This is a genomic window from Pseudoalteromonas sp. BZB3 (genome assembly GCF_040104455.1).
GTDB lineage: Bacteria > Pseudomonadota > Gammaproteobacteria > Enterobacterales > Alteromonadaceae > Pseudoalteromonas.
The window spans coordinates 275,500-294,665 of sequence record NZ_JBECOS010000001.1; the positions used below are offsets into that span (position 1 = coordinate 275,500).

Sequence of the window (19,166 nt, forward strand, 5' to 3'; positions counted from 1 at the left end):
TGAACTACGACTTACAAAAAAGGCCGCGATTAAGCAGCCAATCAGAGAGTTTTTTGCCTACTTTAGAATTTACCCACTATGTTGATAAACCAACCTTTTGAGTCGTAGTCTAAATCAGTGAGATCATCAGAGAAATCGGTAAAGTTGTAGCCCACACCTAACTTCATGTGTTCACCAATGTGGCGATGAATACTAATTAAAGCGCCTTCGCGTTGATCTTGTGCCAAGTCTACGGCTAGGCGGCGCCATTCTAATGTAGCATCCCAGTTATGTTGTAAATGGTAGTCGGCTCTAAACACTTGGAGTGATGCAGTTGAGTCGAACCATGGACTGTTGCCATCACGCATGCGCATTTCACCATGACGCTCAGCGAGTTTAGTACCGAAACGCCATTTAGGTGTGAGCTGATAATTCACGTCCACTGCCCAAACTCGACTGCGTTGCTGTGGTGTATTATCAAGGCCAATACCATTTAGCTGCCCTGCGGGTGCTAAATCTTCGAGATAAGTCACTGACGCAAGTCCCGACCAAGGGCTCGCTTTTAATGGTCGATATGCAACTCCAAACTGTGCTTCAGTAAAGTCGCTATTCAACGCGCCCACTTCGGCTTGTTGAGATGAATCACTCTTCGCCCAATCAAAGCGCAATTGTGCGCGCCAATTTTCGTTTAAGTTGGCACGTAAGTTTTGACGCGTTAACCACGACGTGCGAGTTTGAGTGCTGTCTTGATCTTCACGATATTCAATGGCACTGCGCCACTGGAAAATCGGCGAAGTATAACTAATTGACAGTCCTGTACCGTCACGCTGCACTTTACTGGTGTCACTTTCTAGTTCACCCGTCTCAAAGTTCACCCCGACCAGCCAACGACTATTGATTTGATGATCAATACCGTAAGCGTGAGTTAGTCCTTGCTGTTGCGCTTGTGATTGCCATAATTGCTCGGCATACATGCTAGTACTATCGTTAAAGCGATGCTTAGCACCCGTTACCCAGTTTTTTTGTTTGCCTTGAGTAATAATGCCGCCATCAGGGTCATCACTAAAATCTACATAAATATTGCTTTCTGGCGCATAGTCATAGCTGACCCCGACTTTTCCAGCCAAGCCCAAGTTACCGTCAGAGATTTCACCATTAAGAGCCAGCTTTTCAGTCAACTGAATTTCACCACCTAGACCAACTCGATTATTACGCAACCTGCTCGACTCGCTATTCAAAGTAGCTTGTACAAAACCATAGGCCTGCCAATCGGTTGTACCTTGGTAGTCAAGTTGTACAACCGCATCGGTGCGCGCACCTTGATCTAGGTTGAGCGGCGAAGGTGTTGAATTAGCAAGCACCTGTAATGGCTCTCTATCGTCATGACGAATACCTGCGGTTGCTTGCCAATTGTCACTCACCTGATGAGCAACATTCACTTCTACTGCTTGACGCTGTTCAAGCGCTTGTTGTTTATTTTGATCGGCTTTGACGATTAACTGTGTGTCATCACTGAGCTCAAACTCACCTTTAATACCTGCAAGCGTGGTATCGGTGCGACTGGTTTGGCCTACGCCCGAGAAGCCCGCTTGCATTTTCTGCCAATAGAATTGCAGACGAGATGCCTCTTCTGCCTCATCATTATTTTGAGTAAATAAGTCGGCCAGAGAGAATGCCGCTTCAATGCGCTGCGCATTGGCTTTTACAGGTAACATGCCCGATTGCACCGGATTAAAATTCATGCCGCCATTAAATGAGTTCAGTGTTTCGCCAATGCCCTCTGATTGGGCGACTTCAACTTTTACATAGCTGTGCTCGCTCAGTCGATAAGTGGCATCTAGGGCATATAAGCTGTCATCGTGACTATCGAGTTGCTGCTCGCTCAGTGTCGCACCGACTTTGACTTGCTCGGTTAGCCAATGACTAACACGCGCACCGTAAGAGAGGTTGTCGAGCTCATCAAAACCTGGGGTAAATTCGTATTGCGCCGTTAAGAATACCGGATTGGCATCCATGGCTGCGGCGCGCACCACCAGGTCGTCTTGTTCGAATGACGACAGCGGGCGATTTAGAATAACTCGGCCTTGCAACGCATCAATGTCGTAATCTTGCCCTGCCATCAGCGAGCGCCTGACTAGCACTAAGCCTGAGGTTTTGTCACGTACTTCAATGGCAAGCTGCTCTGAGCCGCGCACAATATCTTGATGCTGTAAGTAATAGAGTGAACCACCTGTCGCGCGATGAGATTCAAATGCAGGCATGGTTTCAGCTTGAGCAACAAACACTTGCGCTTGGGTGCTTGCATCCATAAAACTGGTTTTTGCTTCGCTCTGATACTGAGTTTGTAAACCGTATAAGCCGCGCTCAACTCGCGCCAGCTCGGTATCTTGGATCTTAGTAAAGAAGTTACCCCACATCACGTGCGAGTCATCTTTGGCGATTTTTAAATACACCTTACCGTTTGAAGGCGCATCATCTTGCACCACTGAATCATCGCCATATTCGGCTGGGTGCTGCTCTTCTTCTAAGCGACGGAAAAGGCTATTCGGATCTTTTTCATGTAACCCAGATAGCAGTTTATTGACTGGCTGCTCTTGAGTGTCGATCCGAGCAGTGACCTTGTATTCGTCGCGCCATTTACCTGTGATGTAACCGGCTAAACGACCCGTTGCGAATAAATTGCCATCTTTATTGTGATCGCTAGAAAGTAGCTCAACAGGCCCATTATGACTGTTTTGACCCAGTGTCAGATCAGCCATCGCCACATAAAACCAATCGCTTTCTGGCAGCTCCAAGTCGCGGTGAATTAAATGGCCGTTACCGTCACCATCAAGTACCGCAACTTCGGCACGATGGAAACCGGTATGGACAATTTGTTGATGCACAAACTTACGCTCACGGGTAATGGCAACGGTGCGCCCTAAGAAATACACGTTATGGCGATCTGGCACTTGCTCACCGTACAGAGTCAACATGCCGCCATTGAGCTTGATATTCTTTTGTGCAATCTGTGACTCGCCGTAGGCGGTCATCAAGTAGCCATCAACTTTTTCAGCTTCGACCGCAAAGCGCGGTCTAAAGTCTACTTGCTGCATTTGTGTATCGTCGTAGCGACCGTGTTTATCGTAAACACGCAGACGATACTGCAAACTCATACCTAGCAAGTTGCCCGGTAGTCGCCATTTACCATTGTGATTTTTGTCTAATTTAACCTTGGTTAGAATTGAACGACCATCCGGCGCCATGATCTGCACTTCTGCATAATCAATAAATGCATCGTAATTGCTGTAACCACGCAAGTGCATCATCAGGGTATTGCCCGACTTAGTGAGTGCATGCTGAACACTCAAACGTGGAATAAGGTTAATTGGATCGTACTTCAGTTGCAGTTGCATGTTGGCTAATGCAACGTCAGCACAACGCTGTTCATCGGCGTTATTACTGCTGTCTTGATCAGAAAACGCTTCACCATCTAATGTGATCATCATAGGTGCAGCATTAGCAAGCGCCCCCTGACAAACCAGCTCACGACTCGGCATGGCTCCCATGACTTCACGGGTTTTGGTTTTTTCTTTAATGTAGACGGCAATGACTTCTACGCGGCGGTTTCTCGCCATACCTTCAAGCGTGCCGTTATCTGCGACTGGTTCGTGATTAGAGCGACCTTCTGTGGTGAGCACCGACGGATCGAGTTCTAATTGCTGACGGAAGAACTCGGATACAATTTTCGCTCGGTGCTCAGACAAGCCTTGGTTAGTTTTATAGATCTTCTTCGCTCTGGGACTTAAGCGTTGTGAGTCGGCATGACCAATAAAATGAATACGCAGCTGCTTTTTACCACGTAAAAAATCCACAATACGATTCATTTCACGACGTGTTGAGCCGGTTAAGTAATGCTTACCCGATACGAAGCGAATGGCCGACTCTTCTACAAACTCCGCTTTATGATCGCTTTGCTCTGTGTAGTCTTCTTGCACCGTTTTAGGGGTTGGTGCGGCTAGACCATGAAATACAAAGTGTTTTTGTACTAACACTTGCTCGGTGTTTTTCGCCACCCCAGCTTTAGGTAATACGGGTTGCGCTTCCTCAGCCTGCACATAAGCTGGCAGGCCCAAAACTAGCCCAAGCATAATTGGGCTCAATGAAGGTAATTTAGTCATGGCTTGTCTCCTTAGTTAGAGAAGACAAGGTAGGAATTGCTACTGGGGTCATTTCTGTTTCTATGGTTAGCTGTAATTCTCTGAGCTCAGCTTGTTCGCTTAGCCAGTGCTTTAAGTTGTTCAGTTGTTGATCTGTCTGTAGTGACGGCTTGGCCTGATAAGCCACACGGATCACCGTTGGGCGTGTATCTAGCGCATCAAGTAATGCCAATAAACGTGTTTCGTAATCATCAGCAAGTTGGTTTTCAACAAACGCGCTTGGTGTCAGTTGAATACGCGCCACTCGGTGAATATTGGCGGCAAAATCAACTTGCTGTGATTTACCACGCGTTAAACGCACTACACGTGGGTTTTCAGACACAATACGTACACCAGTCGGTAAGCTACGCTCATCGACTTTAACGATGAAGTTGCTACCACGAACCGCATTTGGAATATCGGCACAGGCTAAGTGATAACGGCCATGCTCGTCGGTGGTGATCCACAAGCCTTGTGCCGTGGCTAAACGCACCGCAGGTAGACCCTTTTCATCGCCATCTTGATAGCCATTGCGGTTGAGGTCATTAAATACTTTACCGCTCAAGTCACTACAGTCGAATACCGGATCTGGAATAACACGCACAGCTGCAGTGGCAATATTTGAAATACGCCAACCGCTATCAAGTGAATGCTGACCACCAATAAACTCGCTCCATGCTTGATTGATATAAGTGCCTTGGCTTACACCACTGCCCACCACAACCATCAGCTCGATGTTTATCACTTGCTCAGGAGCCAGCCTGTAACTGTGCCAACGTAGTACGCGACCAAGTACTTCAGGTTCTTTGGTAAAACCATCAACACGGGCACTACCCGGTACATATTTCAGGCCAGCTGGTAGTTGGTCGATTAAAGAAAGTGGCGCTAATGTCTCACTCGAACGGTTCTTGTAGCTGATCTGATAAGGCACTAGCTCACCAATCACCACATCTTGTTTTAATGCCGTTTTACTTACCTGCACCATGTCATCACCGTACGGGTCGAGCGGAATATGGTTATTCACCACATTGCCAGATGGTAACGTAGGATCGATATAGAAGCTCTGATAGTACTGAGTACTGGTGTTGTTTTGAGTGATCTGATCTGAATGTGCCACACACGCGCTCGGATCATGAATTGGTGCGTCTAACTGTGGTACCAACTCTTCAAAATGCACCAATATAGGTAACTTACTCGCACCCGCGGTTAAGGTGTTTTCACACACAGGGATCTGTGTTGAGCCCCCTGCTAAGTAACCAACTGGTTCGGTGACTTCTAAACGGTAAATTCCCGTTGGTGCTTGTGAGAAGAATAAGAACTGATAGAAACCATCTTCTGCGGTCGTTTGTTCAACGTTCGCACTGCCCCCTACCAAGTGTAGATCTGGTTCAAAGCCTGCTGGGCCAATGATCTTCACGATCGCACCTTGAATTGGCTTACGCGTTTGCGCATTGTACACCACGCCCGATGGATCAATTGGTAATGACTGGTTATCGACCTCTTCACCAGCACTTAAGCGAAGGTTTAAGATGGTGCCTTTCTCACTCGATGCGTCAGGATCATCAGTCACAGGTGTGCCGTAAATAACCCCACCTTGAGGGTGGCGGAAACGAATTTCGTAGATACCAACTGGTAGGCCTGCAAATGTGTAGCGACCATTTTCATCCGAAGTCGTGGTTGCCAACGGCTCTTCGTCTAATGGATTTGCTTCACCCGTTTGCGGGTCAAGTAAAAGCTCGACTATCCAACCCGACTGACCGTTGTTGTCATCTTTGGCACGGTTATGGTTTTTATCGAGCCAAACTAGACCACTGATACTCGCCGGATCCATCAGTTGCTCACCGAAGTTATAGTCAACGCCATGAGTAACGTGCTCGCTGATCTGAATGTGCTTCAGCTCGTCATTTTGCTCTTGAACACCGCCAATACTACCAATGCTGTCCAGACCATCTTGGGTATTCTCAGGTTGTGTTTCGGTGATAGTAAAACCTTCACCACCACTCAGAGGTAGTTGCTTAAACTGGTAACGGCCATACCCGTCAGTAAGTACTTCACGTTGCACAGGCTGACCGTCTAAATCGGTACCCGAAATAACTAGCTGTGTATTCGCAAGACCCAGCTCATTATTTTCTTGAGTACCATTGTCATTTAAATCGACATAAACCGTACCGCTTAGGTGACTACCACGCTCAGCAAAGTAGTAACCAGCTCCTTTTACGCCAAGCTCTAAGTTGATATTCGTGAAGGTGTCTTGACCGACTTCACCGCCTAATGAACCAAGTTGCTCTTCACCGTCTAACCATGCTGATGGTTGAGTTTGAGTAATGCTGTATTGGCCTGGGCGAAGGTAGTCGAACAAGTATTCCCCTTGCTCATCAGTGCGCACTGTCAGGTTCACCGCTTCACCCTCTAAGGTTGTGCCCTCTAGGGTGATTTCAACATTGCCAACACGTAACTGTTCCGAGTCATTAAGCACACCGTCTTCGTTGCTATCAACATATACGGCACCAGCCAATGAAGCTCGAGGTAGCTCAGCAAAGTTATACATGCCGAAGGTTTGTAACTCTTTTAGCTCTACCGTAAAGATGTCGTCACGACCTTTCGAGTTGGCAAACACTTCTTCGTTAAGTGACTCAGAACCATCGATGTAATCGCTTGGCTGAGTGGTCTGCGAAATCGCATAACCTTGCTCATCACTCGGTGCAAGTTTTTCAAAACGATATTGACCGTTTTCGTCGGTAGTGGTGGTCATTTCAACCGACTGACCTCGGTAGTCATAGCCTGTGAGCGTGATTTCGCTGTTGGCAATTGCAATCTCTGACATATCGTCTGCCAGCGTTAAAACACCTTGGTCTTGTTTATCAACAAACACATAGCCCATCACCGCAAGGCCATACGCTTCTGTAAAGTCTATGTTGTTGATTTGCTCAGCTGATTTTAATACGCCAACATAAATAACATCTGTTTGCGCTGAGTTTTCAACAACAACGCCAGCAATATAATCCAAGCCATCAAGGTAGAACTCTGGTTGTGCTTGGCTTACCTGATACCCGTTGCCATCGCTTGGTGGCAAACCAGTAAACTGGTATGCGCCATCAATATCAGTTTGAACCTGACGCTCTAGCGACTGACCAAATAAGTCATTACCTTTTAGCGTTAATGTCACATAAGCAATTGCACGATCTGCATCATTTGCAAATGTACCGCTGTTATCACTATCGACATAAACATGACCAGCAATACTACCCGCTTCAAGCTCCGCAAAAGCAAGTCCTGTTCTTTGTTGTTCAGGCGCAAGTGTAATGCTGAACTGATCGTTATTTTCAGCAAGTACTACACCTTGATCAGATTCTTTACCATCAAAGTAACCTTCCGGCTGAGACTGGATTAACACATAACCTTGCGTGTCACTGGCAGCAAGCCCTTCAAACTTAACAATGCCTTGCTCATTTGTTGGCTGTTCAAGCGAGACTTCACGACCATAAATATCAGTCCCGACTAATGTCACAGTAACAGCTGGTAGGCCTAGCTCTGTGTCACTTGGTACACCATTCTGATCCGCATCTAAATAAACCTGTGCAGCAATACTGCCTAATTCATTAAATTGCTCAGTGAAAATCAGCGACGTTTGCTGCTGACCCGCATTCAGAACCAGAACAGAGATCAAATCATTTTGCTCTGAAATACGTTGCGTATTTAAGTAATCAGCACCATCAATATACTGTGCAGGCTGTACTTGATTTACTTGATAGCCCGCAGCATCAGATGCATACAACTGCTCGAAGCTAAAGTCACCTTGCTCATCAGTCTGGGTAGTAAGCGATATGCTTTGACCTAATACGTTTTGGCCAGACAACTGCAAGGTGACTTGAGGTAACACCACGTCTTGTGCTTCAAACACACCGTTTTGAGCGATATCCACAAACACGCGGCCCGATATCTTAGCGGTGTTTTCAGGCAACTGCTCGGTTAGTAACAATGACGTACGTGACGCAGCAGTTACAGCAATATTTGCAATCACATCATCTGTTGAATCAACTTGCTTACTGTCTAGATAATCAAGCCCGTCTAAGTAAGGCGTAACTTGTTGATGCGCGAGTTGATAACCTTGATTATTTGATGCAAATAATTGCGTAAATTCAAAACGCCCTTGTGCATCTGTTTGCACCGATAGAGACACATCACGCGCTAATAGATCTATACCCGTTAACGTGATCTGAGCATCAGTAATGACGATATCCTGTTCCTCTAAACGACCATTCTGATTAATATCGAGAATCAATTGCCCAGAAATAACCCCTTCATTGGCAGGTAAGCGTTCTGTCATGTCATACACAACCGTCTCTTGTGACTCAAAGCGAATACCATGGGTGTGCTCAGTGTCAGGTTGTTTCGCTGTGCGTGCGCCATCTTGGTAATCAAAACCATCACGATATGGCGATACAAGTGCATGTGTGATCACATAACCTGTGCTATCTGCTTCATGTAAGCGGGTAAACTCAAAGCCACCTTGGGCATCAGTTTGCGCAGTTTGATTGACCTCACGACCATATTGATCCCGACCAGTAAGGGTCACCATCACTTGTGTTAATGCACTATCGCCTTTAGCAGCCTCGAATTGACCATCTTGCTCGGTATCAACAAACACAGAGCCGCGGATCGTTTTAGTGCCATCATCTGGTTGCTCAGTGAAGTCAATGTTTGCTGTTAGCGTTGTTTCAGTTAGCTTCACTGCAATGGCGTTATTTTCTGCATCTAGCTGGGTTGTTGACCTTGCAATGGTTAAGTAATCAAGACCATTGCTAAAGCCACCAGAGCCCGCTGTAACTGTGTAGCCTGCATCATTCGCAGCAGTTAAATTGGCGAAGTTAAATTGACCTAGCTCATTGGTTTGCGTCTGGAACGTTACGGTACGACCATAAATATCTGTACCTACAAGTGAGATTGACACAGCCGATAGCGGTTTATCTAATTCAACAGCTTCTAACTCACCATCTTGCTGAGCATCAAAGAATACACGACCTGTGATTTGACCTTCGCCTGCTTTTGGTAATTCAGTGAAATCAACCGTTGCTTGCTCATTCGAACCGCTTAACTTTACTAGAACGGCGTTGTCAGACATGTCAGATATAGTCGTTACACCTGATGTGGTTAGATAATCTTTACCATTCACATAACCGCCAGAACTCGCTTGAAGCTTATAACCCGCATCATTAGCCGCCGTTAAACCTGTGAATGTGTATATACCATCCGTTTGGGTTGTTTGAGTGCGAGATACAGAGCGGCCAAAGATGTCGTTACCTGTCAGTGTGACTGTAATATTTTCGAGCGCTTTATCTAGCTCTGCCGCTTCAAGCTCACCATCTTGTTGAGTATCTAAGAACACACGACCAGTTATACGACGCTCTTCATCAGCTAACATCTCTGTGAAATCAACACCAGCAGTCTCTGTGTTGCCTGACAATGCCACAATGACTGAATTGTTAGCTGTATTTGAGGCTGTTTTCGCAGCGCCTAAGATTAAATAATCTTGACCATTTAGTTGTTTAGAAATTCCTGATTGCGCTGCTGTTACCGTGTAACCCGCATCATTCGCCGCTGTTAAACCTATGAACGAGTAAGCACCGTCAACTTTGGTTGCTTGAGTGTGCGATACAGTGCGACCAAAGGTGTCTTTACCTGTCAGCGTGATTGTGATGCTTTCAAGGGCTTTGTCTAGCTCAGCTACTTCAAGTTCACCATCTTGTAAGGTGTCTAGGAATACACGGCCAGAAATACTGCGATTTTCTGGCTCTAACTGCTCTGTAAAGTCCACTGTTACTAAACGTGTACCAGCAGTTAAATCAATCACAACTGTGTTGCTTGAAGCTTGCGATCCGATGCGATTTGCACCTACAACCAAGTAGTCTTTACCGTCTAAATGATTTGTCAGACCTGACTGTGTTGCTGTCACGCTGTAACCATCAGTATTCGCTTCGGTTAAATCAGTAAACGCATATTGTCCGTTCACATCTGTAGTGCGGGTTAGCGACACTGCGCGGCCAAAGATATCTTGTCCAGTTAACGTGATAACGATGTCTTTAATAGCCTCATCTAACTCAGCTGTTTCTAATTTGCCGTCTTGCAAGGTATCTAGGAAGACACGACCAGATACTTCATAATCAACTGGCTTCAGTTTTTCAGTAAAGTCTACGGTTGCTGATTTGTTTGCACCCGTTAAGTCAACTTTGACACTGCTGTTTACCGTGTTTGACTCAGTGCGGTTTGCACCGATGATTAGGTAATCTTTACCGTTCTCGTTTTCAGTGTTACCTGAGAAAGTTGCAGCTACTGAGTAACCATCATCATTTGCTTCTGTTAAGTCTGCAAACTCGTACTGACCATTGATATCTGTGGTGCGTGTTAGTGACACTGCGCGACCAAAGATATCTTGACCAGTTAACGTGACAGCGATGTCTTTAATAGCCTCATCTAACTCTGCTGTTTCTAATTCACCGTCTTGCAAAGTATCTAGGAAAACGCGACCTGATACTTCGTAATTAACTGGCTTCAGTTTTTCTGTGAAATCTACGATCACTGACTTGTTCACGCCACTAAGATCGACGTTTACAGTACTACTATCAACGTTTGAGCCAGTGCGATTTGTGCCAATGGCAACATAGTACTTACCAACTTTATGCGCTGCGCTACCCGAGAATGTAGCTGTGATTGAATAGCCATCTTTGTTTGCTTCGGTTAAGTCTGCAAACTCGAACTGACCATTGGTATCTGTGGTTCGCGTTAGTGACACCGCGCGACCGAACTTGTCTTTACCAGTCAGCGTAACTGTGATGTTCTCAAGTGCTTTATCAAGCTCAGCAGCTTCAAGTTCTCCGTCTTGTAGCGTGTCTAGGAATACACGACCTGAGATTGAATAAGGAATTGTGCCTAGTTGCTCGGTGAAGTCCACGGTTGCTGAGCGTGTATTTGCAGTTAAATCAACCACAACTGTGTTGCTTGCAGTTTGCGATCCAGTGCGATTTGCACCAACAATCAAGTGGTCTTTACCGTCTTGGTGATTTGTAAGGCCTGACTGTGTTGCTGTCACGCTGTAACCATCAGCATTCGCTTCAGCTAAATCAGCAAACGCGTACTGACCGTTCGTATCTGTAGTGCGTGTTAGTGACACCGTGCGGCCAAACTTGTCTTTACCTGTCAACGTAACTGTGATGTTTTCAAGCGCTTTATCAAGCTCAGCAGCTTCAAGTTCTCCGTCTTGTAGCGTGTCTAGGAATACGCGACCTGAAATCGAATAAGTAATTGTGCCTAGTTGCTCGGTGAAGTCCACTGTTGCTGAGCGTGTATTAGCCGTTAGATCAACCACAACCGTATTGTTTGCAGTTTGTGATCCAGTGCTACTTGCGCCCACAACCAAGTACTCTTTTCCGTCTAAGTGGTTTGCAAGACCAGACTGTATTGCTGTCACGCTGTAACCATCAGCATTCGCTTCGGTTAAATCTGCAAACGTGTACTGGCCGTTGATGTCTGTGTTGCGCGTTAGTAATACATCGCGACCAAACTTGTCTTTACCCGTTAACGTGACTGTGATGTTATCAAGTGCTTTATCAAGCTCGGTAGTTTCAAGTTCACCGTCTTGTAAGGTATCTAGGAATACACGACCTGATACTTCGTAATTAACTGGCTTCAGTTTTTCAGTAAAATCTACGATAGCTGATTTGTTTGCACCCGTTAGATCAACTTTGACGATACTGTTTGCCGTATCCGACTCGGTTCGAGTAGCACCAATGTTTAAATAGTCTTGACCATTTTCATTCAACGCATTGCCAGAGAAAGCGGCTGATACGGTGTACCCATCAGCATTGGCTTCGACTAGGTTATCGAATGCGTAAAGGCCATTCATATCTGTGGTGCGGGTTAGCGACACTGCGCGGCCAAAGATATCTTGACCAGTTAACGTGACAGCGATGTCTTTAATAGCCTCATCTAGCTCAACTGTTTCTAATTCACCATCTTGTAAAGTATCTAGGAAGACACGACCTGATACTTCGTAACTAACTGGCTTCAGTTTTTCAGTAAAATCTACGGTTGCTGATTTGTTTGCACCCGTTAAGTCAACTTTAACTATGCTGTTTGCTGTGTTTGACTCAGTGCGGTTTGCACCAATGATAAGGTAATCTTTACCGTTCTCATTTTCAGTTTTGCCTGAGAAAGTTGCAGCTACAGAGTAACCATCAGCATTCGCTTCGGTTAAATCTGCAAACTCGTACTGACCGTTGATGTCTGTAGTGCGCGTTAGTGACACCTCGCGGCCAAACTTGTCTTTACCCGTCAACGTAACTGTGATGTTTTCAAGCGCTTTATCAAGCTCAGCAGCTTCAAGTTCTCCGTCTTGTAAAGTATCTAGGAAGACACGACCTGATACTTGGTAATTAACTGGCTTCAGTTCTTCTGTGAAATATACGGTTGCTGATTTGTTTGCACCCGTTAAGTCAACTTTAACTATGCTGTTTGCTGTGTTTGACTCAGTGCGGTTTGCACCAATGATAAGGTAATCTTTACCGTTCTCATTTTCAGTTTTGCCTGAGAAAGTTGCAGCTACAGAGTAACCATCAGCATTTGCTTCTGTTAAGCCTGCAAACTCGTACTGACCGTTGATGTCTGTAGTGCGCGTTAGTGACACCTCGCGACCAAACTTGTCTTTACCGATAAGCGTTACTTTGATGTTTTCAAGTGCTTTATCTAGTTCAGCAGTTTCAAGTTCACCATCTTGTAACGTGTCTAGGAATACGCGACCGGATACCTGTCTATCACCAATTTTCGGCTTTTCAGTAAATAATATTGTCGGTGTTGAATTTAGTATCGTGATCACAACTTTATCAACGCTATGATCAGCTACTTCGATGCTATTTAAATAGTCTTTACCATCCGCATACTCAGCAACAACAGCTTGCGTTAGCGTGTATTGCGCAGCAACTTTTGCAGGGTGTAACTCAGTAAATTCAACAACACCATTTTGATCTGTTGCTCGGGTAATATTTAACTGCTGACCGAACACGTTTGTGCCAGTAAGCGTTACATTAACACCTTGTAGCCATGTATCTTCGCCATTGAAAGTACCATCTTGATTAATATCAAGCAGCACTTTCGCCACGATCTTTTTATTGGTCGGTGGGATCAATTCAGCAAAATACAGATCTTCACGAATTTGTTTACGTGTTAATGTAATTTTCGTGATTTCATCTGTGCTGCGAGACCCTGCCACTTCTGTGCGATTAAAACGCTCAAGGCCATCTACATAGTGTTGCGGTGATGTTTGTGTCACCTTGTAACCTTCTGAGTTACTAGGTTCAAGACCCGTGAATTCAAATCGACCTGAGGCATTACTCACAACCTGAACATTACTGATTGCTTTACCGCTGATGGTTATACCAGAAAGCGTAAACTGTACGTTTTCTAGTGGCAGCTCTTCACTTGCTTTTATACCGTCATCATTACTGTCGATATAAACGTAACCCGCGATAATGCCTTCTCTAGAAAGCGTTAATTCGGCAAAGTTATATTCAGATAGCGTCTGTCCTGAAGCAAGGTTAACACTCAAGCTGTCACCCGCACTTGGTTGCGCAACAACAGATGAAGCGATACTTTCTGCGCCATCTTCATAATTAGCGACCAAAATATCTTGTGATAGCTGCGTTAATGTATAACCACTGGCATTACTAGGCTGAATATCGCTAAATCTATAAGTGCCATCTGCGTCGGTTGTTTCACGCTTATCAACCGTGGCACCAGTATGATCAGTACCTGTTAATTGGATAACAATATTCTGAATACCAGCTTCTGCACCATCAAACATATTGTTTTCATTAGCATCTACAAATACACGACCCGATAAACTCGCAGGCTGCACTTTTAATAATTCAGCAAAATTTCGATTTTCTAACTTAGCTTTATTTGTTACCGTCCCTAACTGGATAACATCTGTGCCGCGCGTATTCTCGATAACAGCACCAGCCTCACTTTCTAAACCATCATTGTATTCGCTTGGTTGAGTTTGTGTCAGACGGTAATTACCGCCAGTAAAGCCATCAATAAGGTAAAAGCCTTGCGCATTGGTTTGAGTAGTTAAAGTCACACTTTTACTGTGTATGTCTGTACCAGTTAAAGTCAGGGTGACATTTTCGATACCGCTGGTTTCTGCAGCCTCTTTAAAGCCATTATCATTTTCATCAACCCAAACATAACCACTTACTGATGCAGCGCCACGCTCTGCAAATGTATGATTTAATGATGAGCTACCTGCTGTAAGGCGAATATTTGAGATTAGATCGCTATTCTCACTGTTCGCTAAAATTTCACCGCTACGGCTATCTTTACCATCTAGGTATTGATTTAAGGCTGATTGGGTAGGTTGCGTCAGTGTATAAGTGCCTGGAGCAAGATCAGTAAAAGAAAACTCACCAGATCCGTTCGTCATCACACTTTTTTGCGTGATACTGCCACCAGCATCTAGGTTACCATTCAATAAGATTTGAATATTTACTAACCCATTGTCTGTTGTACTCGAAAATACGCCATCATTTTGTAAGTCGAAAAACACCTTACCTGAGATAATGCCTTTGACTACAGGCGTAGTCGCAGAGTTTCGATTATTCGTCTTATTGGTATCAAAGCCTTTTGTTTCAATCCATGCTTCATTCACGACTTGTTCACCACTCGGCATACTATTGAGCTTAACGGGAACACGAATTTCAATTGGCGTTTCATTCATCGCAATCAGATCAATATCACAACGAATAAAGTCAGTTACTTGGCTGCTGCTAGGTGCGGTAGCTCGACTTGCAGTACATACGCCTTTAGAAGTACTGACTGCACCATTTAAGCTCAAGTAAGTTGGCAGATAATCATAAACAACGTTGCCTGCGCTATCACCCGGGCCTGCATTACTTACTTTGATGATATATTCAAACTCACTCCCCACTGCAACTTGAGGCACAGATGCTTCTTTAGTGAGGGATAAGTCTACAGCCACTCGAATAGAGGTTTTCTCAGCTTCGCTATTATTAGCAGGTACATTGTCTTTTTCATTTGAGAAAATAGTGGCCAACGTTTCTGCTACTTCACCGGTAGTCGAAGGGCGAGAAATCACTTCAAAAAACATATAGCGGGTATAAATTGCATTATTGCCAGCGGTATTTTCTCGAAGCTCATACTCTTCTAAGCTGCTATCACTGCTGTTTTCTGGCCCTCTACAGTTAAACGTTGTTTGCCCTGTGAAACTTTGCCCAGTATTACTACAGCGTGCTTGAGAGACTGAGCAAGTATTATTGGCACCGCTATCACATAAAAATTTAAGGGTTTGATTGACACCCTTAGGGGTCACTTGAAAGTCATACCCTACGCCACTAGCAACAGATGTATTACCATCGTTATCAGTTAAGTATTCTAGGTCAACTTTATAGACCACAATGTTATCAAGAGAGCCTGGAAATCCTCTTGGGCTTGGGTACCAACCTAGCGGATCATCAATATCATTATTTTCAATTTTTAGGTTTGCTGTACGTGTGTTTACTTGCAAGGCCTGAGATTTGCTGTTGTTACTCGATAAATTATCAAACTGCATATTGTCAGCACTGATCACAGATGTCCCATCAAGTCGCCAATCCATTCGATTAGAAGCACTTTTTGGTAAAACTGTCACCACAACTGTTTGCGCCTCGTTACTTGCCAGTTCCCCGATATTACAAGTCAGCCTATTCACCGCAGAATTAAAACTACAAACATTGCTTTGTCCGCTTCTTGAAAAGCGGCTACTAATAAAAGTAAATGTATTCGCTGCCGGTTTGGTAAATGTATGAACTAGCTCAACACCTGACGCTTTACTCGCCCCAAGGTTGGCTAGCTCAATGGTCATGATGGCGTTATCGCCTGTGCTAACAGGGTTTTGCGCATAGCTCACTTGAGTGACTGCAACATCAAATTTAGCTGCAACATTGCTTGCAACTTGGGCCGTATTATTTGCCGTTTCAAGATCTAAATGAGTATGTGATGATACTGAGGCTTCATTGATAACTTGCCCATTAGTCAATACAAATGGACGCGCGACGGTAATTGGGACTTGAACTTGATCACCAACAGCAAACACTTCATTTTTGACTAGATGACATAAGATTTGTGTCTTGGTATTTTCAAAGCTACCAGTCTCTTTGCTTTGACAGCTAAATTGACTACCGCGTGAACTGGTTACTGTGCTAGGAAAGCGAATAGCGGTTGCTTGACTGTCGTATTTCGATTTAAACGTTGCGGTAAAGTCATCCGTTATCAAAACGGCTGCTTTGCCTGTATTTGAACTAATTTTTATATCGTTTCCAGTGATATTTGAACCTGAAAGATTACTCACTGTTAACGTATAATTCAGCTCACTCTCAGTTGCTGACAGTGATGTTTTATCTACTGTTTTTGATATTGCAAGGTCTGCAGTTTGCGAGCTTGTGATAGATTTAGTTTTTTGTGCACTAACCTCTGAACCACCCACATCTTTGGCTGTCGCAATGTTAGTTAATGTGCCTTCAGCCACAGCCCGAGTGGTAATGGTCACCTTGTTGGTTTGAGTACCGGCCTGTAATTTATTACTAAACACACAAGAAACAATGCCACCAGTCCCGTTCGCTAATGGCTCTCGATGTGTACACGACCAATTACTACCACTGGCACTGACATACTGTTCCCCGTCTTTAAGCGCATCTTCGAGTGTTAATGTACCTTGTGTTGCACCTTCGCCATTATTTTTTACTTTAATAATGCTCTCTATCAAAGCGCCTTTGGCGACTAACTTAGTATTCTTAGTATCTTTCGCACGCTTTGTTTTAGAAACACTTAATTTAACAGGGTTAATTGGTTGAAAGCCCCAACCCGTGTATGAAGTTTGGAAGTTATTACCACCATACCCAACGGAAAAAGTATTTCGAGGAAGCTGATTGTTATAAGGCGCTCTTACAGTTAACACGACACGCGTCTTGGTATAAGCCGCAATAGAACTTGCAGTACAATTCAATGTTGGCGAAGCGATTGAACATACCCAATCACTGGATGTTTGCCATGTACCATTCACATTGCGTTGAGATATAAAGCTAACCGGGATATAGCCGTCGCTTAGCGTATCTTGAAGCGCAACATTCGACGCTGCGCCAGCTCCCGTATTTTCAACTTGCAGATAATAGTTGAATGTTTGGCCCATGTAATTCTTATTATTCCAAGCCAAGTTAGAGGTCTTTTGTAAAACCAGTTTCGCTGCGCTTGAGGCGACATTAAAAGAAACACTGCCTGTTGCAGCATCTCCTGTCTTTTGTGTCACAGTAGCTGTATTGGTAATACTATTCCCAACAGAAACAGCCCTAACCGTTAATTGAACTTGTTTAGTTTGGTCTTTCGCTATTGATGCGACTTTTGGCAAACAAGTTACTTTTTGGCCAGACACAGAACAATTAAAGTCATCTGAAGTAACGGCTGAACTTAGTGGAGAAATTAAAGCCACTTGGTTTGGTAGCGTATCCTCTAAGTTGATTAACTCTTTCGTATCTCCACTATTAGTCACAGTAATCTTAAAGGTAAATTGCTCACCACTTACAAAAGAATTTCTACCCCCATCAATTGTTTTGCTGACACTGAGAGTCTGTGGAATAACAACATTAATCGTGCCATTCGCTGAGTTATTACGGCTATTTAGGTCTACAGAGCCGCCATTGCTGTCAGTAGCAATCTTAGCTGTAGAGACATACTGACCTTTAACTTGAGGAGATAATGCACGCACGATGATGACATCGCTGTCATTAATATCTAAAGAAGTTGCACTACAAGAAACTTGTTGCCCGCTCCTATTACAACTCCAACCTGTTGCAGGTGTGACACTTTGAAAGGTAATGCCATCTTTCAAAGTGAACGTCATAATAGGTTTTAATGCTCTACTTGGTCCTAAATTTCTAACTGTGATTTCATAACTGTGAGCCGTATTTGGATCTATGCCCCAATAACCTGGGATCATTGTTGCCACAGATACTGCAAGATCGGCATGCTCTTTTAGTTTTGTATTCACAGTTTTACTGTTATTACTACTATCAAGTTCGGCTGTATCACTTGAAACCGCGGAACTCGCCGTTACTACTCCGCTCCCCAGTTGTGTCACACTTGATGCGAAGCTTAGTGAAGCACTCTGCCCTGATGACAAGGCACCTTTAGTACAAGTGATCACTTGGTTCGTTCGACTACAGCTCCATCCTGAAGTCTTGCTGCTTCCTGAGTTCCACTGTGCAAAGCTTGGTAAAGTATGCTTTAACACCACGTTAGCAGCATCATCTGGCCCATTATTTTTAACTTGAACACGATATTGGTAAGTTTGATTGAGGTATACATCCGATGGATCTGATGTCAGTGTTGTGACAGCCAAATCAACACCCGCGACGATTGACGTATTTTGTGTTTCTTCGTTGTTTAGTAATTTAGAGGGATCTTCATTATCTGCAGTAATACGTACGCTAGGTTCAATGGTTAAGCCTGTTGCAGCAGTAGTAATTATGGTTATTTGCAAAGAGCCAGATGTTCGCCCTCTTATGCTTCCCATCTCACATCGTAATTTATTTCGTGATTTTCCCGCGTCAAGGTAGGCTTGCACTTGGCAGCTTCTGGTGCTCGAGACAAAATTGGTTGTTTCTGGAATGAAGAACTCAACCACAACATTTTCTGCAGTGTCTTCTTCACTGTTAGTAAACTCGATGTTATATCTGACTTCTCCGCCACGAGGTACTGTGGTATCTATGTCTTCAAACGTAGATATTTGAATATCCACTGCCCACACCGAACTCGCTAAAAGTAAAAGCGGCAATAACATTAACTTTAATAGCTTACTAAACATCCCTAGAACCAAATTTACCTAAATTAAACACAACGCAATTCGAGCAGGGAAGTCTAATGATAAAGGAGGGTGTAATCCAGTGTAATATGCACAAAATTAAAACA

The 19,166-nt window shown here is 44.3% G+C and carries 2 protein-coding genes; both read right to left on the minus strand.

Annotated features, from left to right (window positions below; translation table 11 throughout):
* Positions 1-62 precede the first annotated feature (62 nt).
* A complete protein-coding gene (locus tag ABMY35_RS01260) occupies positions 63-4,139 on the minus strand; it encodes an OmpA family protein (protein WP_349284698.1) in 4,077 nt (1,358 codons plus the stop codon).
* Complete coding sequence (locus tag ABMY35_RS01265; protein WP_349284699.1) at positions 4,132-19,062, minus strand: SdrD B-like domain-containing protein; 14,931 nt, start codon at positions 19,060-19,062, stop codon at positions 4,132-4,134. Before ABMY35_RS01265 ends, ABMY35_RS01260 begins: the two co-directional genes overlap by 8 nt.
* Positions 19,063-19,166: the final 104 nt, after the last annotated feature.